Raw genomic sequence first — 20,597 nt, forward strand, 5'->3', positions numbered from 1 at the left:
CCCGCACCCGAAAAAATGATCGGCGGAGCCGCTCTCCCAGGCCGCACAGTGGCCCCATGGCAGAAACGCTCCCCGCCCGAGGCCTCGACGCCCAGGGGTACATCGCACGCGAAGGCTCCCTCGCGCGCGTGCCGACGGCCTTCCGCCCCGTCGTCGAGGCGGCCCGGGACGGGCTCCTCGGCCTCTTCTCGGCACAGCTGCACAGCGCGTACCTCTACGGATCGATCCCGCGCGGCACCGCGCGCGTGGGCCGCAGCGACCTCGACCTGCTCGCCGTGCTGCGCGAGGAGCCGACCGCCGGGGACAGGGCTGCGGCCGGTGCGCTCGACGCGACCCTCGACAGCGAGTTCGCGCAGGTCGACGGCTGTGGGACGCTCCTGGTAGGTCACCCGCGCGTGCTGAGCGACCTGGAGAGCCACGACCTGGGATGGTTCGTGGCCTGCCTGTGCACTCCCCTGCTCGGCGAGGACCTGGCCGAGCGCCTCCCCCGCTATCGCCCCGACTCCCTCCTCGCGCGCGAGACCAACGGCGACCTCGCCCAGCTCCTGCCGCGCTGGCGCGAGCGCGTCGCCACGGCCGACTCCGAGGGGGCCCGGCGGTCTCTCGTCCGGTTCATGTCCCGGCGGCTCGTGCGGACCGCCTTCACCCTCGTCATGCCCCGCTGGAACGGCTGGACGAGCGATCTCCACGAGATGGCGGAGGCCTTCGGCTCCTACTACCCGCGGCGCGCGGAGCAGCTGCGGGCGGCGGCCGTCCTCGGGTACGAGCCGCGGGGCGACCGCGCCGTCCTCTCGTCCTACGTCGACGACCTGGGCCCCTGGCTCGGGTGGGAGTACACGCGCGTGCACGGCGTGAAGGCCCCGAGACCCGACTGACCGGACCGACCGACGGGCCTGACCGGGCCGACCGAGCGGGGGGCGACCGGGTGCGTCCGCGCGTCCGAGCGGGTGCGCGACCGGTTCCCTGCGGGTGCCGACCGGCTCCGTGCGGGCACGGGTGCGGGTCAGATGAGTCCGTGCTCCGTCAGGTATTCCAGCTGGGCCCGTACCGACAGCTCCGCCGCCGGCCACAGGGAGCGGTCGACGTCGGCGTACACGTGGGCGACGACCTCGGTGGGGCTGCTGCGGCCGTTCTCGACCGCGGTCTCGACCTGGGCGAGGCGGTGGGCGCGGTGGGCGAGGTAGAACTCGACGGCGCCCTGGGCGTCCTCCAGGACCGGGCCGTGGCCGGGCAGGACCGTGTGGACGCCGTCGTCGACCGTGAGGGACCGCAACCGCCGCAGGGAGTCCAGATAGTCGCCCAGGCGGCCGTCGGGGTGCGCCACGACGGTCGTGCCCCTGCCCAGGATGGTGTCGCCGGTCAGGACGGCCCCGTCGGCCGGGAGATGGAAGCACAGGGAGTCGGCGGTGTGGCCGGGCGTCGGAACGACCCGCAGCTCCAGGCCGCCCACGGCGATCACGTCCCCGGCGCCCAGGCCCTCCTCGCCCAGCCGCAGCGCCGGGTCCAGGGCCCGCACCTTGGTGCCGGTCAGTCCGGCGAAGCGGGCGGCACCCTCGGCGTGGTCGGGGTGGCCGTGCGTCAACAGGGTGAGCGCGACGCGCTTGCCGGCCCGCTCGGCGGTGTCCACGACCGCGCGCAGATGGCCGTCGTCCAGCGGGCCCGGGTCGATCACGACCGCCAGATCGGAGTCGGGTTCGGAGACGATCCAGGTGTTGGTTCCGTCCAGGGTCATGGCGGACGCGTTCGGGGCGAGGACGTTGACCGCGCGCGCGGTCGCCGGGCCCGAGAGGGCTCCGCCGCGGGGCTGGCCGGGGAGGGCGGCTGCTTCGGTCATGCCGTGGCCCCTTCCATGCCTCCGGGTGCGAAGCCGGGGTGGCGGTCCACGGCCGGGACGTCCCCGTGCTGCCGACGGATGCCCGTCCCGCGCGGGCGGCCGCACACCGCGCGCGTGCCCGTGACGCGCCGGCCCGTTCCGTGAGCGAGTGGGGCGCGGGCGACCGTCGTGCGGACAGCCGTCGTGCGGACGGCTGCGGTGGGGGCGACTGCGACGGGGACGTCCGTCGTACGGACGACCGGGCGTGGGGCCGCGCGGAGGGACGTCATGCGGGCCCCTTTCCCGCGCCCCCGGCGCCGATCCGCTTGGTGAACTCGTCGTGCCCGGGCCAGGAGAGCACGACCTCGCCGTCCACCAGCCGGGCCTGCGCCAGGACGGGCGTGAGGTCGAGGTCCGGGGCCGCGGCGAGCGCTTGTGCCGCCGTGGCGAACGGGGTGAGCCGGCGCAGGGTCGCGATGGTGGGCGGCATCATCAGCAGCTCGCCCTTGTCGTAGGAGGCCGCGGCGTCCGCCGGGCGGATCCACACCGTGCGGTCGGCCTCCGTGGACGCGTTGCGGGTGCGCTGCCCTTCCGGCAGGGCGGCGACGAAGAACCAGGTGTCGTAGCGGCGGGGCTCGAACTCCGGGGTGATCCAGCGCGTCCAGGCGCCCAGCAGGTCCGACCGCAGGACGAGGCCGCGGCGGTCGAGGAACTCCGCGAAGGACAGCTCACGGGCGGCCACCGCGGCCCGGTCCGTCTCCCAGTCGGCGCCCGTGATGTCACCGACGACCGAGTCGGGCGTCGGCCCCGCGAGCAGGACGCCGGCCTCCTCGTAGGTCTCGCGCACGGCCGCGCACACGATCGCCTGTGCGGCCGTCTCGTCGACTCCCAGGCGTTCGGCCCACCACGCGCGCGTGGGGCCCGCCCAGCGCACGAGGCGGTCGTCGTCGCGAGGGTCGACTCCGCCACCTGGATAGGCGTACGCGCCTCCGGCGAAGGCCATGGAGGCGCGTCGGCGCAGCATGTGCACAACCGGACCGGCGTCGGTGTCCTTCAGGAGCATGACGGTGGCCGCGCGCTTCGGGACGACCGGAGTGAGGTCGCCGTCCGCCAGCGCGCGGATGCGATCCGGCCAGTCCTGGGGAAACCACTGCCCATTCGCCATGGGCGCGAGGCTATCCCGTGGTGCGCGAATGTTCGAGAGCTCCCCGAGGTCAGCGCGCTCCGACGGGACGCCTGCCCGGCACCGGGGACCGGCGGGCAGGCCCTAAGGAGCGAGCTCCACCTGGATCTCGACCTCGACCGGCGCGTCCAGCGGCAGCACCGCGACACCCACCGCGCTGCGCGCGTGCACACCCTTGTCGCCGAAGACCTCGCCCAGCAGCTCGCTCGCGCCGTTGAGCACGGCGGGCTGGCCGGTGAAATCCGAGGCCGAGGCCACGAAGCCGACGACCTTCACCACGCGCGCGACGCGGTCCAGGTCACCCGCGACGGACTTGACGGCAGCCAGGGCGTTCAGCGCGCAGGTGCGGGCCAGCTCCTTGGCCTCCTCGGGGGTGACCTCGGCACCGACCTTGCCGGTGACGGGCAGCTTGCCGTCGACCATGGGCAGCTGACCGGCGGTGTACACGTACGGTCCGGACTGCACCGCGGGCTGGTAGGCCGCGAGGGGCGGCACGACCGCCGGCAGCGTCAGGCCCAGCTCGACGAGCCTCGCCTCGACCGCGCTCACGCCTTCGCCCGCTTCAGGTAGGCGACGAGCTGCTCCGGGTTGTTCGGGCCGGGGACGACCTGGACGAGTTCCCAGCCGTCCTCGCCCCAGGTGTCCAGAATCTGCTTCGTGGCGTGGACGAGCAGCGGCACAGTTGCGTATTCCCACTTGGTCATGAGGGCGACTGTATCCGCTGGCGCCCAGAGCCCTGGTCCACAGGCCATGTGGCCGATTGCCACCCCCGTTGTCCACAGCCTCCCGATTGCCTCGGGCGCCGACTGGTTACGCTCGAAGACGTGAGCAGGCTCCAGGTCGTCAGCGGCAAGGGCGGGACCGGCAAGACGACGGTCGCCGCGGCCCTCGCGCTGGCCCTCGCCACGGCAGGGAAGCGGACGCTTCTCGTCGAGGTGGAGGGCCGGCAGGGCATCGCACAGCTCTTCGAGACACAGGCGTTGCCCTATGAGGAACGCAAGATCGCGGTCGCTTCGGGGGGCGGTGAGGTCTACGCCCTCGCCATAGACCCCGAACTGGCCCTTCTGGACTACCTCCAGATGTTCTACAAGCTGGGAGGCGCCGGGCGGGCACTCAAGAAGCTGGGCGCGATCGACTTCGCCACCACCGTCGCGCCAGGCCTGCGGGACGTGCTCCTCACCGGCAAGGCGTGCGAGGCCGTACGGCGCAAGGACAAGAACGGGCGGTTCGTGTACGACCACGTCGTCATGGACGCTCCGCCCACCGGCCGCGTCACCCGCTTCCTGAACGTCAACGACGAAGTCGCCGGGCTGGCCAGGATCGGCCCGATACACAATCAGGCGCAGGCCGTGATGAGGGTCCTGAAGTCGGAGCAGACCGCAGTGCACCTGGTCACGCTGCTGGAGGAGATGCCCGTCCAGGAGACCGCGGACGGCATCGCCGAGCTGCGGGCGGCGAAACTGCCGGTGGGGCGGGTCATCGTCAACATGGTGCGCCCGGAGGCGCTGGACGAGGACGGTCTGGAACTCGCACGGACCGTGACGCGTTCTTCGGTCGCCCGGTCGTTGTCCGCCGCCGGCCTCGGCGGGGCGCGTCGCGGCGGGCACGCCGAGCGGCTGGTGGAGCCGCTCCTGCGGCAGGCCGAGGAGTACGCGGAGCGGTACGCACTGGAGCGCGAGCAGCGCGCGGTCCTCGGCGAGCTGGATCTGCCGCTGCACGAACTGCCCCTGCTCGCCGAGGGCATGGACCTCGCGGGCCTGTACCAGCTCGCCAACGAACTGCGGAAGCAAGGGATCGCATGAGCACGGACCGGACGCACGACCAGGGGGCCGCCGTTCGCCGTCTCACCCCCGCGCCCGTGCTCGATCTCGATCCGCTGCTCGACGACCCGGCGACGCGCATCGTGGTCTGCTGCGGCTCGGGCGGCGTCGGCAAGACGACGACCGCGGCCGCTCTGGGGCTCAGGGCGGCCGAGCGCGGCCGCAAGGTGGTCGTCCTCACCATCGACCCGGCGCGCCGGCTCGCCCAGTCCATGGGCATCGACTCCCTCGACAACACCCCCCGCCGCGTCAAGGGCGTGGAGGGGGACGGCGAGTTGCACGCGATGATGCTCGACATGAAGCGCACCTTCGACGAGATCGTCGAGGCGCACGCGGACGGCGACCGGGCCGCCGCGATCCTGGGCAACCCGTTCTACCAGTCGCTCTCGGCGGGCTTCGCGGGCACGCAGGAGTACATGGCGATGGAGAAGCTGGGCCAGCTACGGGCTCGGGACGAGTGGGATCTGATCGTCGTCGACACCCCGCCGTCCCGCTCGGCGCTGGACTTCCTGGACGCGCCGAAACGCCTCGGCTCGTTCCTGGACGGCAAGCTGATCCGCGTCCTGCTCGCACCGGCGAAGGTCGGCGGCCGCGCGGGGATGAAGTTCCTGAACGTCGGGATGTCGATGATGACCGGCGCGCTGGGCAAGCTGCTCGGCGGGCAGTTGCTGAAGGACGTGCAGACGTTCGTCGCCGCCATGGACTCGATGTTCGGCGGCTTCCGCACGCGCGCGGACGCCACGTACAAGCTGCTCCAGGCGCCCGGCACGGCGTTCCTGGTGGTGGCGGCTCCCGAGCGGGACGCGCTGCGGGAGGCCGCGTACTTCGTGGAGCGGCTGGCCGCCGAGAACATGCCGCTGGCCGGTCTGGTGCTCAACCGGGTCCACGGCAGCGGTGCCGCCCAGCTGTCCGCCGAGCGGGCGCTAGGCGCTGCGGAAAATCTTGAAGAGCCCGGCATTGTGGATCAGGACGACGGGAAAGCTGGAGTTCGTAACTCTCCCGACTCCTACGGCAGTTCAGCACCCTCCGCACCCGATCCGGAGCGCGACGCCCCCACCGACGCGGCCCGGACCACGGACTCGGACGCCCACACGGACCACCCGGGAGCCACCGGGACGGACCGGACGGCGACCGCTGACGCGCACACCGGCGCGGACGCGGACCGGACCGTGGACAACCTCACCGCGGGCCTGCTCAGACTGCATGCGGAACGCATGCACCTGCTCTCCCGCGAACAACGCACGCGAGACCGCTTCACCGCGCTCCACCCCGAGGTGGCGGTGGCCGAAGTGGCCGCGCTGCCTGGCGACGTGCACGACCTCACGGGGCTGCGCGACATCGGACAGCGCCTCGCGGCCGACCGGCCGGAGCTGCCCGAGACCGCCGGATCCTGAGCCGAGGGTTCCCCTCAGCCCACCGCCGCGAAGGTCTCGTACATCCGGTCGTCGTCGAGCGGCAGGATGCCCGCCCCACGCTCGTACTCCGAACGCGCGGTCTCCAGGAGCCTGCGCCAGGAGGTCACCGTCGGCCGCCTGCGCAGCAGTGCCCGGCGCTCGCGCTCCGTCATGCCTCCCCACACGCCGAACTCGACGCGGTTGTCGAGCGCGTCAGCCAGGCATTCGGTGCGTACCGGGCATCCGGTGCACACCGCCTTGGCCCTGTTCTGCGCTGCTCCCTGAACAAACAGTTCATCCGGATCGGTAGTGCGGCAGGCGGCCTGCGCACTCCAGTCGGTTACCCAGCCCATACCGGCGCCGTCCTCTCCCGAATCGAGGCTCCCCCACGGCGGCAGCGGCATATTCACCGCCGCCAGTTGAGGACGTTACGGAAGGCGGGCACAGCGCAACACCCCCTTCGGGCCCAATCTTGAATGGCCCGAACGGACTATGCGTAAGCGGCAGATCACCCGGGGGAGTGAGCCTGCGACATGTGTGACCTTCCCGACGAACGGGATATTTCAGTTGAGTCACAACGGACGCCGGGTGACACACAAGGCGGATTCGGGCACACCCCCACCAAAAAAGTCGGGGAACCTCCGGAACGATTCGGGGTCGCCGGACGTATTGATACGTAGCCCTGCTGCTGTGACAGTTGCGAGTAGCTTAGGCCAAGGCATTGACGCGTGTCCGGCGAATGAGAACGTAGGCTGCCCTCATGCCAAACAAGCGCTCGGGCGGTGGTCTGTCGCCAACGCAGCAGGCCGCCAAGTTCCTCGGTGTCAGTGTGCTCGCGGGAGCCGTGCTGGCCGGCATCGCCCTGCCCGCCTTCGGCGCGCTGGGCCTGGCCGCCAAGGGGTCGGTGGAGTCGTTCGACGAACTCCCGGCCAATCTCAAGACACCGCCACTGAGCCAGCGCACCACGATCCTCGACTCCGAGGGCGGCCAGATCGCCACCGTCTACTCACGTGACCGCACGGTGGTCGACCTGAAGAACGTCTCGCCCTACATGCAGAAGGCGATCGTCGCGATCGAGGACTCGCGCTTCTACGAGCACGGCGCGGTGGACCTCAAGGGCGTCCTGCGCGCCCTCAACAAGAACGTGCAGAACAGCGGGGTGTCCCAGGGCGCCTCCACGCTCACGCAGCAGCTCGTGAAGAACGTCGCCGTCGAGGAGGCGGGCGACGACCCGACGAAGGTCGCGCAGGCCACGCAGCAGACCATCGGGCGCAAGATCAAGGAGCTGAAGTACGCGATCCAGCTCGAGGAAGAGCTCAGCAAGAAGAAAATCCTCGAGAACTACCTCAACATCACGTTCTTCGGTGAGCAGGCCTACGGCGTCGAAGCGGCCTCCCAGCGCTACTTCTCCACGCACGCCAAGAGCCTCACGCTCCCCCAGGCCGCGTTGCTGGCCGGCATCGTCCAGTCACCCAGCCGCTACGACCCGGTCAACGACGAGGCCGAGGCCACCAAGCGCCGTAACACGGTGCTGAAGCGCATGGCCGAGGTCGGCGACATCTCCGAGGCCGAGGCGGCCACCGCGCAGAGGGCGCCGTTGGGCCTGAAGGTCAAGAAGCCGAAGAACGGCTGCATCACCGCCGTCCAGGGCGCCAGCTTCTTCTGCAAGTACGTGGAACGCGTCTTCCTCAGCGACCCGGTTTTCGGCAAGACCAAGGAGGAGCGGGCGAAGGTCTGGAACCAGGGCGGCCTGACGATCCGCACGACGCTCGAGCCGCAGGCCCAGAAGTCCGTCCAGAGCTCGCTCAAGGACCACGTCTACAAGTCGGACAAGGTCGCCGGAGCCGCGACCCTCGTCGAGCCCGGCACCGGCAAGATCCTCGGCATGGGCCAGTCCAAGCCGTACGGCTACGGCAAGAACGAGACCGAGTACAACTACTCGGTCAACGCCTCCATGGGCGGCTCGAACTTCGGCTTCCCGACGGGTTCGACCTTCAAGCCCTTCGTGGCAGCGGCCGCGCTGGAGGAGGGGCGCCCGGCGAATCAGTCCTACTCGGCGCCGTACCAGATGCCGTACCCGGACACGGTCCAGACGTGCAGCAGCAAGCCGTGGACGAACGACGGCAGGCCGAAGTACACCCTGGAGAACGAGAGCGCGTCCGAGAAGGGTCCGTACCAGCTGCAGAAGGCCATGGAGCTGTCGGTCAACACCTACTTCGTGCAGATGCTCGCCGACATCGGCATGTGCCCCGTGGTGAAGATGACCGACAAGCTGGGCGTCGTCCAGGGCAACGGCACCAAGGTCCCGGAGGTTCCGTCCTCGATGACCCTCGGCTCCACCGGCCTCTCCCCTCTGACGATGGCCACCGCCTACGCCGCCTTCGCCAGCCGTGGCATGTACTGCACCCCGGTCGCCATCGAGTCGATCACCCAGACGGTGGGCGGTACGAAGAAGTCGCTGGAGGTCCCGAAGTCGACGTGCTCGCGCGCGATGAGCGAGAAGACCGCGGACACCATCAACACGCTGCTGAGCGGCGTGGTCGACTCCGGTACGGGCAAGCAGGCCGGCCTGTCCGGTCGCGACAACGCCGGTAAGACGGGTACGACGGACTCCCGCAAGAACGCCTGGTTCGTCGGCTACACCCCGAACCTGTCGGGCGCCGTCTGGGTCGGCAGCGCCACCCAGAAGGTGGAGATGACCAACATCCGTATCGGCGGCGTCTGGCACCCCGAGGTCTACGGCGGCGACACCCCCGGGCCGATCTGGCGCGACGCCATGACCGGCGCGCTCGAGGGCAAGGAAGCCACACCGTTCAACAAGGTCTTCATCCCGAAGCCCCCGGAGAAGGACCGCGGCGACAAGAACGGAAACGGGAACGGAAACGGGAACGGAAACGGCGACAACAGGGACGACGGCGGTTTCCTCAGTGGACTGCTCACCAACGGCGGGAACACCAACGGCGGCACCGCTAACAGGGGCAACACGAACGGCGGCTTCTTCCAGGGCCAGACCAACGGCAACGACAACAGCGGCGGACGCGGCTGACACCGGCTTGGCCGGCTGAGCCGTCTGGGACGAGCCGGTCCGGCTGAGCCGGAGACGTGAAAACGGTCCCTGACTCCCGCAAGGAGAGTCAGGGACCGTCTTGTTTCAGCGCGTGTTTCAGCTCTTGTTTCAGCGCGTCTACAGGCTCGGCCCCGTCGGGTCAGCCCGCGAGAAGCTTCTTGACGACGGCGGCGACGCGGCCGCCCTCAGCCAGACCGGCCACCTTCGGGTTCACGATCTTCATGACGGCGCCCATGGCCCGCGGCCCCTCGGCGCCGGCCGCCTTCGCCTCCTCGACGGCCTGCCCGACGATGTCGTTCAGCTCGTCGTCGCTGAGCTGCTTGGGCAGGTAACCGGCGAGCAGCTCGCCCTCCGCCGTCTCCCGCTCGGCACTCTCGGGGCGACCGCCCTGTGCGAAGGCATCGGCCGCCTCCCGGCGCTTCTTCGCCTCCTTGGCGATCACCTTGAGGATCTCGTCGTCGGAGAGCTCGCGCTTCTCCTTACCGGCGACTTCCTCCTTGGTGATCGCGGTGAGCGTCAGCCGGAGCGTCGAGGAGCGGAGCTCGTCGCGCTCCTTGATCGCGGCGTTGAGGTCTTCCTGCAGCTTCGACTTGAGCGTGGTCATGTGTCTGATTGTCGCAGGTGTGGACGGCGCACCGCCCGGTCATTTACCGGGCGGTGCGGGAAGGTCGACAGACCGGGGGGATCCCACAACCATCAAGGACCAACGACCGCACGCCGCTTGAGGGACAACGAGGCAGCGCGCCGCCGGCAGTCCGCCGTGCCGCGCGCAGCAATGGAGTGCACGGGAGCGGGAGGTACGGGAGTGGAATGTACGGGAGTGGAATGTACGGGAGTGAAGTGCCCGGCGGACGGGACGGCGGAACCCTCGTCCTCGTTCCCGTCCTCGTCCTCGTCCTCGTCCGGCGGACGTGCGGACGGAAGCAGCGGTGCGGTCTGAGACGATGGACGTATGCGCGCGCGATACGGAGTACCTCTGTCCATTGCGGCGGCCGGCGCCGCCGGCCTGGTGTACGCGGCGGGTGTCGAGCCCCGCTCCTTCCGCCTCCGACGGGTCACCGTCCCCGTCCTCCCCGCCGGAATGGGCCCCTTGCGCGTGCTGCAGGTCTCCGACATCCACATGGTCGGCGGCCAGCGCAAGAAGCAGCGCTGGCTGCGCTCGCTGGCCGGACTGCGCCCCGACTTCGTGATCAACACGGGCGACAACCTGTCCGACCCGGAGGGCATCCCGGAGACACTGGACGCGCTGGGGCCCCTGATGGAGTTCCCGGGTGCGTACGTCTTCGGCTCGAACGACTATTACGGCCCGAAGCTGCGCAACCCCGCCCGTTACCTGCTGGAGAAGGCTCAGGGCCGGCACGGCCTGAACGGCAACGCGCCCGCGGTGAACGTCGTCCACAACCCGTGGGAGGACCTGCGCGACGGCTTCGACGCCGCAGGCTGGCTCAATCTGACGAACACCCGGGGCGTACTGAAGGTCGAGGGCACGTCGATCGAGCTGACGGGACTGGACGACCCGCACATCAAGCGCGACCGCTACGCACAGGTGGCGGGCGGTCCGTCGGAGTCGGTCGACTTCTCGATGGGCGTGGTGCACGCGCCGTACCTGCGGGCCCTGGACCCTTTCGCAGCGGACGGCTACCCCCTGATCCTCGCCGGCCACACCCACGGCGGCCAGCTCTGCATCCCCTTCTACGGCGCCCTGGTCACCAACTGCGACCTCGACACGGACCGTGTGAAGGGGCTGTCGACGCACACGGCGGAGGGCCGCACCTCCTACCTGCACGTCTCGGCGGGCTGCGGCGCGAGCCGCTACACGCCGGTCCGCTTCGCCTGCCCGCCCGAGGTGACGCTGCTGACGTTGGTGGAACGGGAGTAACGGGTTTCCTCCCTTCAGGAGGCCGAAGGCATCCCTCGAACGGCTCACCCGTATCGCCCCGTATGTCCGGCCTGCCTAGCGTGAGGGCATGACCGCGCCGATACCCAGGGACCTCCCGGATCTGCCTGCGATTCCGCGGACCCACGCGCTCCTGCCCACCTCCGTCCCGGCGTCGGCGGTGGTGACCCCCGTCCGCCGCCCGCTGGCCGCCGCGTTCCGTCTGCTCCTGGCCGGCACGGCGGCGGCAGGCGTGATCCTCGCGTTCCTGCTGGGCAGCCCGCTGCGGGTGCTGAGCCACTTCGCGATCCAGAGCAACATCCTGTTGGCCCTGGTCACGCTGCTGTCCGCCCGCCGGGCATGGACGGCCCGCCGCCCGCTCCCCGCCGCCCTCACAGGCGCGGCCCTCCTCTACGTCATGATCACCGGCCTCGTCTACCACCTGCTCCTGACAGACGCGGCCGTCCCCTTCTCACTGACCGGCATGACGACCCCGACGGGCCGGCACCTGGTCGCCGTCCATCTCCTGCACACCGTGACTCCGCTGGCCGCCTTCCTCGACTGGCTCCTGCTGACCGCACCGGGCCGACTGCGCCTGCGCCGGGCCGCGACGTGGATGCTGTATCCGGTCCTCTACCTGGTCTTCTGCCTGGCCCGCGCCCAGCTGATCGCACCCGGCGCGCAGGGCCGCTATCTCTACCCCTTCCTCGACGCCGAAGCCCACGGCTACAGGCACGCCCTGGCCAACGCTCTGCTCCTCGGCCTCTCCTTCTACGCCCTCGCGGTCCTCCTCGTGGCCCTCGACCACGCCCGCCCGAACCCCATCAGCCACCGCATCAAAACCGGATTTCGTCTCCGGCCACCGGTGGGCTAAAGTAAACGACGTCGCCGCGACAAGCAGGACAAGCAGCGACATCGGGGTGTAGCGCAGCTTGGCAGCGCGCTTCGTTCGGGACGAAGAGGTCGTGGGTTCAAATCCCGCCACCCCGACAGCCAAAACACCAGGTCAGGCCCGGTTCTGAGAGATCAGAACCGGGCCTGATTTGCTTTGCAACCCTGTTTTGGGAGCCATTTGGGAGCCAACTGGGTGTGATCTTCGAGATCCGGCTCCCGGTGGCTCCCCGAGGAGCGGCCTTCTGCCCCCTCTCGGCGCGGGCGTACCGCATCGCGCCCCGAATGAGTCACTGCACGGCTTGTGCCGAGCAGACCTGAGACGGTACGACGATCGCCATGCACCCTTGGTCTCCGTTAAATGACCGGCAACTCGCACTCCTCACCCGTATCGGGGGCGGAACCGACCCCGTCACGTCGGACAGCCCCGAGCTCGCCGTCACGGCTCGCGCGCTCAGGGACCGGGGCTTGGTGACCATGACCCGGAAGAAGGGGAGGTGGCAGGCGGAGATCACTGACGCGGGGCGCTTCTATCTGGAGCACGGGCATCATCCCGACCGTCCGGAGTTGGCTCCACGCAAGCCTCGCGCTGCGGCGTCTGAATCCGGAGCGCCGGTTGCCGCTGATCCGTCGCAGGATGCCGATCCCCCGACCGAGCCAAAGCCCGCCCCGAAACGGGCTGTGAAACCTCCGCGACCGTCGCCAGCAGCTATCGGGCCGGCACTCATCGCGCAGGTGCAGGAGGCCGGACGATTCCTTCGGATCCCTGACCCCAGCGCAGAGGAACGGGCTCGGTACCGCAGGGCGTTCGATGCGGCGCGGCAGTGCGCTCCGGAGGGGTATCACCTGAAGTACAGCGGGCGGGCAAAGGGGGACTTCTTCCTCGGTCTGCTGAGTGTGTCCGGCGAGGACGACACCGAGTGGAACCGAATCCGGCTGGCGCGAAGCCGAGTGATCACCGATGTCGAGGACGTGCTCGCCGCGGTCACCAAGGACCACAGCGCCTTCGAGATCTCCGACGAGGTCCTGCCGAGGGTGCTCGCGCTGCTCCGGCTGCTCGCCGAACAGGCCCTCGCGCGGTACGGCGAGATCGCGGTGTCCAAGAAGCGCAGGCAGCCGAGGCCGCTGCTCACTGTCCACGGCAGGACGTACGAGGTCGGCTTCCGTGAGCGGCAGAAGCAGGTCCGCTACGTCCCCAAGCAGCCGGGCCGACGCACGTACGACTGGCAGCGGGTCACGCCGGCCCACAAGTTCGAGCCGTCCGGCGAACTGGAGCTGCTGGTCAGCGAGAACTCGGGCTACAGCTACAACTACGGCTGGAAGAAGGAATGGGCCGACACGGCCAAGAAGCCGCTGGAGGAACAGATCGCCTCGATCTTCCGGGCGTTGAAGGCACGCGCGGAGGAGCAGGAGCGGGCCCGGCTAGAACGAGAGGCGGAACAGCGGCGTCTGCGTGAGGAGCGGGAGCGCCAGGAGGCCGAGCGCCGGCGGCTGGAGGCGGAGCGGGAGGAGCGCGAGCGGCGGGAGTGGGAGGCCGCGGTAAGTGCGGCCTCGGTCAAGGCGGTTCACGCGGTACGGGCCGAGCACTTCGGCACGGCCCTGGAGCAGTGGCGTGCCGCCGGTGAGATCCGGGCCTTCTGTGCCGCGCTGGATGACGTCGCCGCCGCATCGGAGGATGCCCTCGAAGTTGAGAGGCTGCGCGAGTGGTCGGCTTGGGGGAACACAGAGGCCGATCAGCTCGACCCCACCACGAACAGCCAGGGCCTGGCCGCCCGTGACTTCCACGCGGAGCCGACGAAGAAGCAACTGCGACCGTTCCTCGACGGCTGGCGGCCGGACCGGCCGGAGAAGGAGCCTCCGCCTCAGCCAACGCCTCCCAAGCCGGAGCCGGACTCGTGGCGCGGCGTCATCGACGCACATCAGGATCAAGGGTGGCGATATGGACGCCAAGGTCGCGCTCAATGGTGGAGGCGATAACGCCGTGACCTCGGTCGCGTAGGGCCCTGACCGCCTTGTCGACGAGTTCTCCGAGCCGGATGACCTCGGCGCGCAGGGCGACCAACTCGTCGTAGCGGTCGGCCTTGTCTTCGCCGCACCAGGCCCGGACGGTTCGCAAGACAGCGGCCTCTGCGTCCAGCTTCCGGTCGTCCCGTCGGCTGTAGGAGTACCAGGAAGACTGGGCACGCTCCTGCTCGATGCCCTGCTGCTTGCGGTCCACCTCCGGAAGGATCTCGTCGGCGAGACGGTCGGCCACTTGGCGGGCGACGCGCTCGGTGACCGGCCACCCAGCCAGACACATGCCGTAGCGGTTCTCGTACACCATGGCGTCGCTGCGGAGTTCGGCTGCGTCCATGCCGATGAGCGGTGCCGTCTCGTCGAGGCGGTTCAGCTCCAGGACCCCGGCGTCGGCCACTGTTCGGCGCAGGCGAAGCCTGTTCTTCGGACGGACGAAGCCGAGGATCATGCGGGCGGCTTCGAAATCCGTGCTGCCCCGGACGTGGCGAGAGGACTCCGCCAGCGCCAGCTCCGCCGCGTCATCCGCACGGAACGTATCAACATCCGCCCACGGCGCTACCAGAGAGCCGGAACTGACCCACTCCTGCAGGCCAGCGGCATCGCCTTCGAGAAACCGCACGTGGATCCAACCAGACCTGCCGGAGCTGCCCACGCGTACGACCTCGACCTGGCGGACCTCGCTACCCAGGTCCTTCGGCCTCGCGCGGTACGCCCAGTGCTCGCCAATCTCCATGTAGCTATTGAGCCAGGTCAGTTGGCGCCACGACGCGGCCTTCGCCGTAATCACCTCGAAGAAGTGACTGCGGCGGGCTGAATGCATCACCATGTGGCATCGGAAGCCGCGAGAGACAGCGGATCAGGCCGACGTCGCGGAGCCCTCGGTAGTACCGTCGTGGGCTCATCAACCAGCGGCGGCAGTCCCTAGATGGTCAGGGCCTGAGAGAGGCTGCTCGCAGATCTCCCGAAACGCGGCTTCGCTGGTGGTGAGCACGGGCATCCAGATCTCTTCAGGCGTGGCTGGGGGCACCTCGAACTGAACGAGGAGGAGCCGGATGACACCTTCGATAGGTATGCGGCCAGTGGGGAAGTGCACATCCTGAAGGGGCTTGCGGTCTCCGAGAACGTCGTGATCGAGACGCCCGTGGATGTTGAGGTGAGCTCGGGGGTGCTCGTCTTTCTGTGCTCGTAGATAGTCGTAGCGAAAGATTTCCGACTGGTCGCCCTCGGTTTCCTGATACTGGAAGGAAGACCGTGGCACTGCGAAGCGATCGTTGCTTGTGATGCGGAGCGTCATCGTGACGCGGAGGAAGCGATCGTCGCGCAGCCGGATGGTGTTGAGCTCGGAGTCGTGAGAACGGCCGACCAAGAGCCGCGTCCGGTTGTCTCCGATCCAGCTCCGGTCGAGACCGACCCGCTGTCCGTCGGCCATGACTGTGAGGCTCAGCAGCTTCTGCGTGAGCTCACAGAACGCCTGGAAACGAGTCTCCTGGCGTCCGGAATCGCGACTCTTTCGAATGAGGGCCCGGACGTTGGCGCACTCTCCGTTAGCGTCAGGCATGGTTGCCGCCTCCCCAGATCGGGTCGTCGTCTGGCAATAGCTCAAGTAGCTGCAGGACGTCCCCGATGAGACCTGGGTTTTGCAGACCACCCTCGCGAAACTCGGTGAGGATCTCGTCCACTGAGGCGTGGCATCGTCGCTTGGCCGCCCAGCTAAGGCGATCAATGATCTCCTCGCGGGAAAGGACCCGGGTGTCATCTTGGGCTGATCGCATGGGTTATGCCCCCTTCCGATCCCCGAGCACTTCAAGGCTATGCCTTCTTCCGCTCGGCGCCTGTTGAGCGGCTGACTTCAACCGTGCGGATACGGCTGGCTGAGTACCGCCACCGGGTACCTGGCCCACGTCAACGACGAGTACCTGCACAACGCGTACCGCGAGCGGGCCCTCCTACCCCAGCGGGATCGAGACGCCGTCTGATCCCAGACGATCAAAGCAGCGGATACCCGAAGCAAGCACTGCGCCGCACGCGGTGAATCGCGTGGGGCGGGTGTCGCGCATCAACCAGGCGTCATCACATTGCGGACCTCCTTTCGCACGTCTAGGAGATCGTTAAGGACGCGCACAGGGGACGCGGGACGTATCGCCAGCCGGGCGTCGAGCGATGCTTCCCACTGCTCGGTCAGTCCGAGCATGAGGCGCTTGCGCATTCCGGGTGTGACGTGGGCGTAGCGCGCGGAGACCGAGCCGTCGATGTGGCCCATGCGGTCGTCCATGAGGACCTTCTCGGTACCGAGGTCCTCCATCACGGTGCGGTGGGTGTGGCGGAGGCCGTGGGGTGTGAGGCCCTTGGCGATCGGGAGCCAGCAGGCGTCGGCACGGTCGCTGGCGCCACGCCCTCGGGCTGGGACGCCGGGCCACGGCTCGCCGAGGAGCGGTACGGGGCGGGCTTCCTGCGGCGCCTTCTTCGGGTACCAGCCGGAGACCGCCGGAGTGAACAGCCAGGTGGCGAAGCCATTTCGGCGCCAGTGGGCTGCGTGCTGCGGTACCGCGCCGCCGCGCACGAACCCCAGGTCTGCGATCGCCTGTTGCACCCTGACCCGCTTGCCTTCGGTTACGCGGTCGGGGTGGTTGAGGACGTTGGACACCGTGCCGGTGGAGACTTCGGCTCGGCGGGCGACGTCGACGAGTTTCGCGCCGTGGTGGCCGCCCGTGCGGGCCGTGCCCTGACCCCGGAAGACGTAGGTCTTGCCGTGACACGGGCAGGGTTTCGGCTTCGTGCGGGCGACGTGGTTGGCGACCAGAGCCGACAGCCAGTCCGTCGCGTCGATGGTTCGGTAGCTGTCGTCCTTGGGCGGACAGCGCACCAGCTCGCCGGTGTCGAGTTCGTACAGCTGCCACTCGACGCGAACGGCACCCGGGCGGGCGAACTCGGACTCCAGGCCGACGAGTTCGCCCCAGCGCATGCCGGTATAGCCCTTGAGGACGACGGCAACGAACTCGTCGTCACGGCCGGAGAGCAGGGCTGCGCGCTCCGCGGTCAGCAGGATGCCGAGCGGGTCGGTGACGACCTTCTCCGGGCCGCGGTCGCGGGAGCGGCCGGCGCGCTTGCCTCGTCCGCGTCGCCTGGCGGCCGGATTGGACGTGATCAGGCCCTCGTCGATCGCGTCCTCGAAGATCAGGTGGAGCGTCGAGCGCCAGGTCTTGACGCTGGAGGCCGCGTAGACGGCCTTCTCCTTTTTCTCCCACAGGTCGACGTCCGTGCGCAGGATGCCGACGAGTGCCTTGTCCTCGAAGTCGGGGAGCAGGTGCTCCTCGATGTGGCGCTTGTAGTTCTGCATGGTTGAGGCGGCCAGGTCCTGCGCCTCGTACCAGCGGTTCGCGTACTCGCCGAAGGTCTCCTGGCCGAGTGCCGGGTCGCGCCAGTCGCCGCGCCGGTACTTGTTCTCGGCCTCGCTCGCGGCTCGCTGGGCCTCGCCCTTGGTGGCGAACCGGATCGCCTTGCCATTGTCGTCGACCACCGTAAGGTGCTTACCGGGCGCGGTCTTGTACCGACCGCGCCAGTAGTTTCCGCGCTTCTCCGCGAAACCCAACTTTCGTCTTCCTCCCCTGCTCTCGGCTTGTGACTGGGTGCGAGCGCGCTACGCGACGGTCTCGTACTGGGTGCGGCGCGGCGGTCGAGCCCGCAGACGCCCTGACGTCGAGGCCGTAGTCGGCTCAGGAGACCGCGCGGCACGAGTTCGTACTGCGGGAGCACTTGTCGCTGCCCGACTCGCCGGCGCGCTGCTGACGGATCGCTTCGGGCGCTCTTCGTGGAGGCGGACGATCTCGGCGAGGTGCGCGGCGGTGAAGCGGTAGGCGCGGCCGACGCGGGTGTGCGGGATGAGTCCGCGTCGGGCCCGGTCCTTGACCCACCAGGCGGAGCAGCCGAGGGCTTCGGCGATTTCTTCGGGGCGGTAGAGGCGGGGCAAGGGGGATCCCCCCTCGGTGCTGGGAAGGCGTCGTACGAGGGCAGGGGGTATCTCGGAGTGGTGCAAGAAGGGCGGGTCCTTACTGGGTGGGGACGTGCTCGGTCAGCGGTGCTGAGCGACCCTCGTCACATGGCGGTCGGCCCCTGCAGCAGCACGACAGGCGAGACCAGGAGGGCTTCGGCGATCGCGACGAGGTCGTCGGCATCACATCGGCGTTGGGCGCGTTCGATGCGGGACAGCACGGTGTTGGACATCGGGTGGCCGAAGGCGGTCACGCGGCCGGCCAACTGGCGTTGCGACAGGCCGAGTTCGGTTCGGATCATTTCGATGGTTCGGGCCGCCTGCATTCCTGCGGGTCCGACTTCCAGTGGGCGTGGGGGCATGGCTCCAATTGAAAGGTGCATTCGCCGGTTTGGGTAACCGGCGATCGTGGTCTATGTTGCGCTCGCGTCGTTCGCCGGGATGCGGTTCCAGGGAGTCGGGAAGAGGCACGGAACAGTACGCCGATCATGGCCTTGACGTGCAGTGTTGTGTTGTAGCTTCCCCGTCTGCGGCTCGTCAATGGCTTGCCGATGTGATGGTTCTGGCTCTGCGGTCCGGGCAACTATTTGGTCAACAGCGGATCGTGCCTTACGGTTTTGCTCCCGCCCGCCACCGAGCCCCCATTTCTCGCGGCTTTTCTGCCGTGAGAGATTGCGCCGGATAGGGCTGGACTTGCGCGACTGGGGTGTGGCTATGTTGACGACATCCCCGGAAACGCAATCGCTTCCCGGCGCGCGTCCGCGCCAACACCCCCTCGAATCCCGCCCCGACCGACGGTGAGCCGCGATGTCCACGCACAGGCCACCGAGTGAGGACCGCCCCGCACTTGGCACGAATCCGCACCATCAAGCCCGAAGCCTTCATCTCCGAGTCCCTGGCCGTCGTCTCCCTGACCGCCGAGCGCACCTTCCTCGGTCTACTCACCCAGGCCGACGACCAGGGCCGCCACCGCGACCACGCCGCGATCATCGCCGGGCAGTTGTGGGTGCTGCGCCCGGAGCACACCCCGTCCGATGTCGAGACGGACCTCGCCCAGCTCGCCGACGCGGGACTGATCTGCCGCTACAAGGGGCCGGATCACAAGCGGTACCTGCACGTCGTGACCTGGCACCAGCATCAGAAGATCAACCGGGCGAGCAAGAGCCGCCTCCCGAGCTGCCCGGTTCACGACGCTTCAGTCGCGTCGGCTCCTACCGTGGGCGCCGGTGTCACGGAGTACTCGCTGCCGCCTCACGCAGTCCTCACTGAGGGCTCCGGCGAGGTCCGTGAGTCCGCGCTGAATCCGAGGCTTGAGAGTGAATTCGCAGGTCAAGAGCGCTTCACGGAGTCCTCCGTGAAGGATCAGGGAGCGCTCGGTGAGGCAGCAGTGACGTCTCACGGTCCGGATCTAGGACCTAGGACCGTGGATCTAGGAGATATCCCTTCGGGGGGCGCAAGCGCCCACGCGCCTGACACCGTCTCGGCCAAGCAGCTCCTCGGCGAGTACGTCGCCGCGTGCAACCACCGCCCGCCAGATGCCTTCCTGAGCCATCTCGGCAAACAGGTGCGCAAGCTGCTCGACGAGGGCATCGCCCCCGCACACCTCCGGGCCGCCCTCGAACGCCACCGGGTCAAGGGCCTGTCCCCGGGCGTCCTGCCCAGCCTCGTCCACGAGGTCATGAACGCCTCATCACCCGCCACGCCCGTCGCCCATCGGGCGTGGACGAACCCCACCGACGTCGTCGCCGCCTACGGAGATGAGCTCTGACCGCCACCCTCACCCGCGCACCCCAGCCCGTCGGCCAGATCGCCGACCGGCTCAACACGATCCTCGCCAACCGCGGCATCGACCCGACCACCGCTGCCGCCCACGAGCCAGCGCCCGAGACCGTCACCGCCCTGGAACTCGCCGACGCCCGCATCCCCGCCCGCTATCACCGCGCCCTGGCCGACCACCCCCAGATCACCGCCTGGGCCGACCAGATCGCCCGCGCCGGACGCCCCGGCCCGACCGGACCCGGTATCGCCGAGGGCCCGTCGCTGCTGATCGCCGGCCCCACCGGCACCGGCAAAACCCACCAAGCGTACGGCGCCGTCCGGGCCCTCCTCACCCGAGGCGTCCGCCTTCGCTGGGAGGCCACCACCTCCGCCGACCTGCACGCACGGCTCCGCCCCCGCGCCGGCCACGACGGTGAACGGGAACTGCAGACGCTGGCCCGCTGCCCACTGCTGCTCCTGGACGACCTAGGCGCGGCCAAGACCAGCGAGTGGACCGAGGAGCTCACTTACCGGCTCGTCAACCACCGGTACGAGCACATGCTCCCCACCCTCATCACCACCAACCTCCCCACCGCCGAGCTCCGCACCGCGCTCGGCGACCGCGTCGCCTCCCGCCTCGCCGAGATGACCGAACGCGTCATCCTCACCGGCCCCGACCGACGCCGCACCGCGCCCTCTGTCTGAACGGCCCGCGGTTCCTTCCCGTCCCACCACTTCACCCGCGCGGGCTTCCGCCTGCCCTCGAACGCGCGGGTCCCTTGGAGAGCCTC

The 20,597-nt window shown here is 69.3% G+C and carries 21 protein-coding genes and 1 tRNA gene; 10 read left to right on the forward strand and 12 right to left on the reverse strand.

The window, feature by feature from the left end; all coding sequences use genetic code 11:
* Positions 1 to 56: 56 nt before the first annotated feature.
* On the forward strand, positions 57 to 875 hold the full coding sequence (locus tag C6376_RS07680; protein ID WP_107442721.1) for a nucleotidyltransferase domain-containing protein: 819 nt from the start codon (positions 57 to 59) through the stop codon (positions 873 to 875).
* Between the two features lie 128 nt (positions 876 to 1,003).
* On the opposite strand, the gene C6376_RS07685 is transcribed toward C6376_RS07680, so the two are convergent.
* The 5 genes from C6376_RS07685 to C6376_RS07705 form a co-directional block, all read right to left on the reverse strand.
* A complete protein-coding gene (locus tag C6376_RS07685; protein WP_107442722.1) occupies positions 1,004 to 1,834 on the reverse strand; it encodes an MBL fold metallo-hydrolase in 831 nt (276 codons plus the stop codon).
* Entirely contained in the window at positions 1,831 to 2,103 is a 273-nt protein-coding gene (locus C6376_RS07690) for a hypothetical protein (protein ID WP_107442723.1), read from the reverse strand. Before C6376_RS07690 ends, C6376_RS07685 begins: the two co-directional genes overlap by 4 nt.
* Positions 2,100 to 2,978 carry an NUDIX hydrolase gene (locus C6376_RS07695; protein ID WP_107442724.1) on the reverse strand — a complete coding sequence of 293 codons (879 nt, stop codon included), beginning with the start codon at positions 2,976 to 2,978 and terminating at the stop codon, positions 2,100 to 2,102. The genes C6376_RS07690 and C6376_RS07695 overlap by 4 nt, the downstream gene beginning before the upstream one ends.
* A 102-nt stretch (positions 2,979 to 3,080) precedes the next feature.
* Entirely contained in the window at positions 3,081 to 3,545 is a 465-nt protein-coding gene (locus C6376_RS07700) for a RidA family protein (RefSeq protein WP_107442725.1), read from the reverse strand.
* Positions 3,542 to 3,700 (reverse strand): DUF4177 domain-containing protein, encoded by a 159-nt coding sequence (locus tag C6376_RS07705; RefSeq protein ID WP_020129281.1) that lies wholly within the window; start codon positions 3,698 to 3,700, stop codon positions 3,542 to 3,544. The genes C6376_RS07700 and C6376_RS07705 overlap by 4 nt, the downstream gene beginning before the upstream one ends.
* Positions 3,701 to 3,820: 120 nt before the next feature.
* Between C6376_RS07705 and C6376_RS07710 the strand changes: the two genes are divergently transcribed.
* Both C6376_RS07710 and C6376_RS07715 read left to right on the forward strand, forming a co-directional pair.
* Positions 3,821 to 4,798 carry an ArsA-related P-loop ATPase gene (locus tag C6376_RS07710; RefSeq protein ID WP_107442726.1) on the forward strand — a complete coding sequence of 326 codons (978 nt, stop codon included), beginning with the start codon at positions 3,821 to 3,823 and terminating at the stop codon, positions 4,796 to 4,798.
* Positions 4,795 to 6,210 carry an ArsA family ATPase gene (locus tag C6376_RS07715; RefSeq protein ID WP_107442727.1) on the forward strand — a complete coding sequence of 472 codons (1,416 nt, stop codon included), beginning with the start codon at positions 4,795 to 4,797 and terminating at the stop codon, positions 6,208 to 6,210. Before C6376_RS07710 ends, C6376_RS07715 begins: the two co-directional genes overlap by 4 nt.
* Before the next feature lie 14 nt (positions 6,211 to 6,224).
* Here C6376_RS07715 and C6376_RS07720 read toward each other — a convergent pair whose 3' ends face one another.
* Positions 6,225 to 6,563: a WhiB family transcriptional regulator gene (locus C6376_RS07720; protein WP_173985868.1), complete on the reverse strand. Its 339-nt coding sequence runs from the start codon at positions 6,561 to 6,563 to the stop codon at positions 6,225 to 6,227.
* Positions 6,564 to 6,970: 407 nt separating this feature from the next.
* Between C6376_RS07720 and C6376_RS07730 the strand changes: the two genes are divergently transcribed.
* Positions 6,971 to 9,256 (forward strand): transglycosylase domain-containing protein, encoded by a 2,286-nt coding sequence (locus C6376_RS07730; RefSeq protein WP_107442729.1) that lies wholly within the window; start codon positions 6,971 to 6,973, stop codon positions 9,254 to 9,256.
* A 160-nt stretch (positions 9,257 to 9,416) separates the two neighbouring features.
* On the opposite strand, the gene C6376_RS07735 is transcribed toward C6376_RS07730, so the two are convergent.
* Positions 9,417 to 9,881 (reverse strand): GatB/YqeY domain-containing protein, encoded by a 465-nt coding sequence (locus C6376_RS07735; RefSeq protein WP_057577842.1) that lies wholly within the window; start codon positions 9,879 to 9,881, stop codon positions 9,417 to 9,419.
* 348 nt (positions 9,882 to 10,229) lie between these two features.
* Here C6376_RS07735 and C6376_RS07740 point away from each other — a divergent pair, with 348 nt between their 5' ends.
* The 4 genes from C6376_RS07740 (at position 10,230) to C6376_RS45075 (ending at position 14,021) form a co-directional block, all read left to right on the forward strand.
* A complete protein-coding gene (locus C6376_RS07740; RefSeq protein WP_107442730.1) occupies positions 10,230 to 11,156 on the forward strand; it encodes a metallophosphoesterase in 927 nt (308 codons plus the stop codon).
* Between the two features lie 88 nt (positions 11,157 to 11,244).
* Positions 11,245 to 12,027 carry a Pr6Pr family membrane protein gene (locus C6376_RS07745; protein WP_107442731.1) on the forward strand — a complete coding sequence of 261 codons (783 nt, stop codon included), beginning with the start codon at positions 11,245 to 11,247 and terminating at the stop codon, positions 12,025 to 12,027.
* A 42-nt stretch (positions 12,028 to 12,069) separates the two neighbouring features.
* Positions 12,070 to 12,143, forward strand: a tRNA-Pro gene (locus C6376_RS07750).
* A gap of 852 nt (positions 12,144 to 12,995) precedes the next feature.
* Positions 12,996 to 14,021 carry a hypothetical protein gene (locus tag C6376_RS45075; RefSeq protein WP_254075871.1) on the forward strand — a complete coding sequence of 342 codons (1,026 nt, stop codon included), beginning with the start codon at positions 12,996 to 12,998 and terminating at the stop codon, positions 14,019 to 14,021.
* Here C6376_RS45075 and C6376_RS07760 read toward each other — a convergent pair.
* The 5 genes from C6376_RS07760 to C6376_RS07780 all read right to left on the reverse strand — a co-directional run bounded on the left by C6376_RS07760 (position 13,951) and on the right by C6376_RS07780 (position 18,410).
* A complete protein-coding gene (locus C6376_RS07760) occupies positions 13,951 to 14,793 on the reverse strand; it encodes a PE-PGRS family protein (protein ID WP_107448837.1) in 843 nt (280 codons plus the stop codon). The two genes, C6376_RS45075 and C6376_RS07760, sit on opposite strands and share 71 nt — an antisense overlap.
* A 168-nt stretch (positions 14,794 to 14,961) precedes the next feature.
* Positions 14,962 to 15,489, reverse strand: a complete 528-nt coding sequence (locus C6376_RS07765) for a hypothetical protein (RefSeq protein ID WP_159083165.1) — start codon at positions 15,487 to 15,489, stop codon at positions 14,962 to 14,964.
* A gap of 627 nt (positions 15,490 to 16,116) precedes the next feature.
* The gene (locus C6376_RS07770; RefSeq protein WP_107442734.1) at positions 16,117 to 17,649 is read right to left on the reverse strand and encodes a LacI family DNA-binding transcriptional regulator; all 1,533 of its coding nucleotides are present in this window, start codon (positions 17,647 to 17,649) and stop codon (positions 16,117 to 16,119) included.
* Positions 17,650 to 17,697: 48 nt separating this feature from the next.
* Positions 17,698 to 18,078: a helix-turn-helix domain-containing protein gene (locus tag C6376_RS07775; RefSeq protein ID WP_254076345.1), complete on the reverse strand. Its 381-nt coding sequence runs from the start codon at positions 18,076 to 18,078 to the stop codon at positions 17,698 to 17,700.
* A gap of 74 nt (positions 18,079 to 18,152) precedes the next feature.
* On the reverse strand, positions 18,153 to 18,410 hold the full coding sequence (locus C6376_RS07780) for a helix-turn-helix domain-containing protein (protein WP_107442736.1): 258 nt from the start codon (positions 18,408 to 18,410) through the stop codon (positions 18,153 to 18,155).
* Between the two features lie 485 nt (positions 18,411 to 18,895).
* On the opposite strand from C6376_RS07780, the gene C6376_RS07785 reads away from it, so the two are divergent.
* Positions 18,896 to 19,816, forward strand: coding sequence for a hypothetical protein (locus C6376_RS07785; protein ID WP_107442737.1), 921 nt, complete (start codon positions 18,896 to 18,898; stop codon positions 19,814 to 19,816).
* A complete protein-coding gene (locus C6376_RS07790; RefSeq protein ID WP_107442738.1) occupies positions 19,813 to 20,511 on the forward strand; it encodes an ATP-binding protein in 699 nt (232 codons plus the stop codon). Before C6376_RS07785 ends, C6376_RS07790 begins: the two co-directional genes overlap by 4 nt.
* The last annotated feature ends 86 nt before the right edge of the window (positions 20,512 to 20,597 follow it).

This window comes from Streptomyces sp. P3 (genome assembly GCF_003032475.1).
Taxonomy (GTDB): Bacteria; Actinomycetota; Actinomycetes; order Streptomycetales; family Streptomycetaceae; genus Streptomyces.

Bases quoted from the DNA above. Each gene is read 5' to 3' on its own strand.
- C6376_RS07680 (WP_107442721.1), top strand. From the start codon at position 57: ATGGCAGAAACGCTCCCCGCCCGAGGCCTCGACGCCCAGGGGTACATC.
- C6376_RS07685 (WP_107442722.1), bottom strand. From the start codon at position 1,834: ATGACCGAAGCAGCCGCCCTCCCCGGCCAGCCCCGCGGCGGAGCCCTC.
- C6376_RS07690 (WP_107442723.1), bottom strand. From the start codon at position 2,103: ATGACGTCCCTCCGCGCGGCCCCACGCCCGGTCGTCCGTACGACGGAC.
- C6376_RS07695 (WP_107442724.1), bottom strand. From the start codon at position 2,978: ATGGCGAATGGGCAGTGGTTTCCCCAGGACTGGCCGGATCGCATCCGC.
- C6376_RS07705 (WP_020129281.1), bottom strand. From the start codon at position 3,700: ATGACCAAGTGGGAATACGCAACTGTGCCGCTGCTCGTCCACGCCACG.
- C6376_RS07715 (WP_107442727.1), top strand. From the start codon at position 4,795: ATGAGCACGGACCGGACGCACGACCAGGGGGCCGCCGTTCGCCGTCTC.
- C6376_RS07720 (WP_173985868.1), bottom strand. From the start codon at position 6,563: ATGGGCTGGGTAACCGACTGGAGTGCGCAGGCCGCCTGCCGCACTACC.
- C6376_RS07730 (WP_107442729.1), top strand. From the start codon at position 6,971: ATGCCAAACAAGCGCTCGGGCGGTGGTCTGTCGCCAACGCAGCAGGCC.
- C6376_RS07735 (WP_057577842.1), bottom strand. From the start codon at position 9,881: ATGACCACGCTCAAGTCGAAGCTGCAGGAAGACCTCAACGCCGCGATC.
- C6376_RS07740 (WP_107442730.1), top strand. From the start codon at position 10,230: ATGCGCGCGCGATACGGAGTACCTCTGTCCATTGCGGCGGCCGGCGCC.
- C6376_RS07745 (WP_107442731.1), top strand. From the start codon at position 11,245: ATGACCGCGCCGATACCCAGGGACCTCCCGGATCTGCCTGCGATTCCG.
- C6376_RS07760 (WP_107448837.1), bottom strand. From the start codon at position 14,793: ATGGAGATTGGCGAGCACTGGGCGTACCGCGCGAGGCCGAAGGACCTG.
- C6376_RS07765 (WP_159083165.1), bottom strand. From the start codon at position 15,489: ATGGCCGACGGACAGCGGGTCGGTCTCGACCGGAGCTGGATCGGAGAC.
- C6376_RS07780 (WP_107442736.1), bottom strand. From the start codon at position 18,410: ATGCCCCCACGCCCACTGGAAGTCGGACCCGCAGGAATGCAGGCGGCC.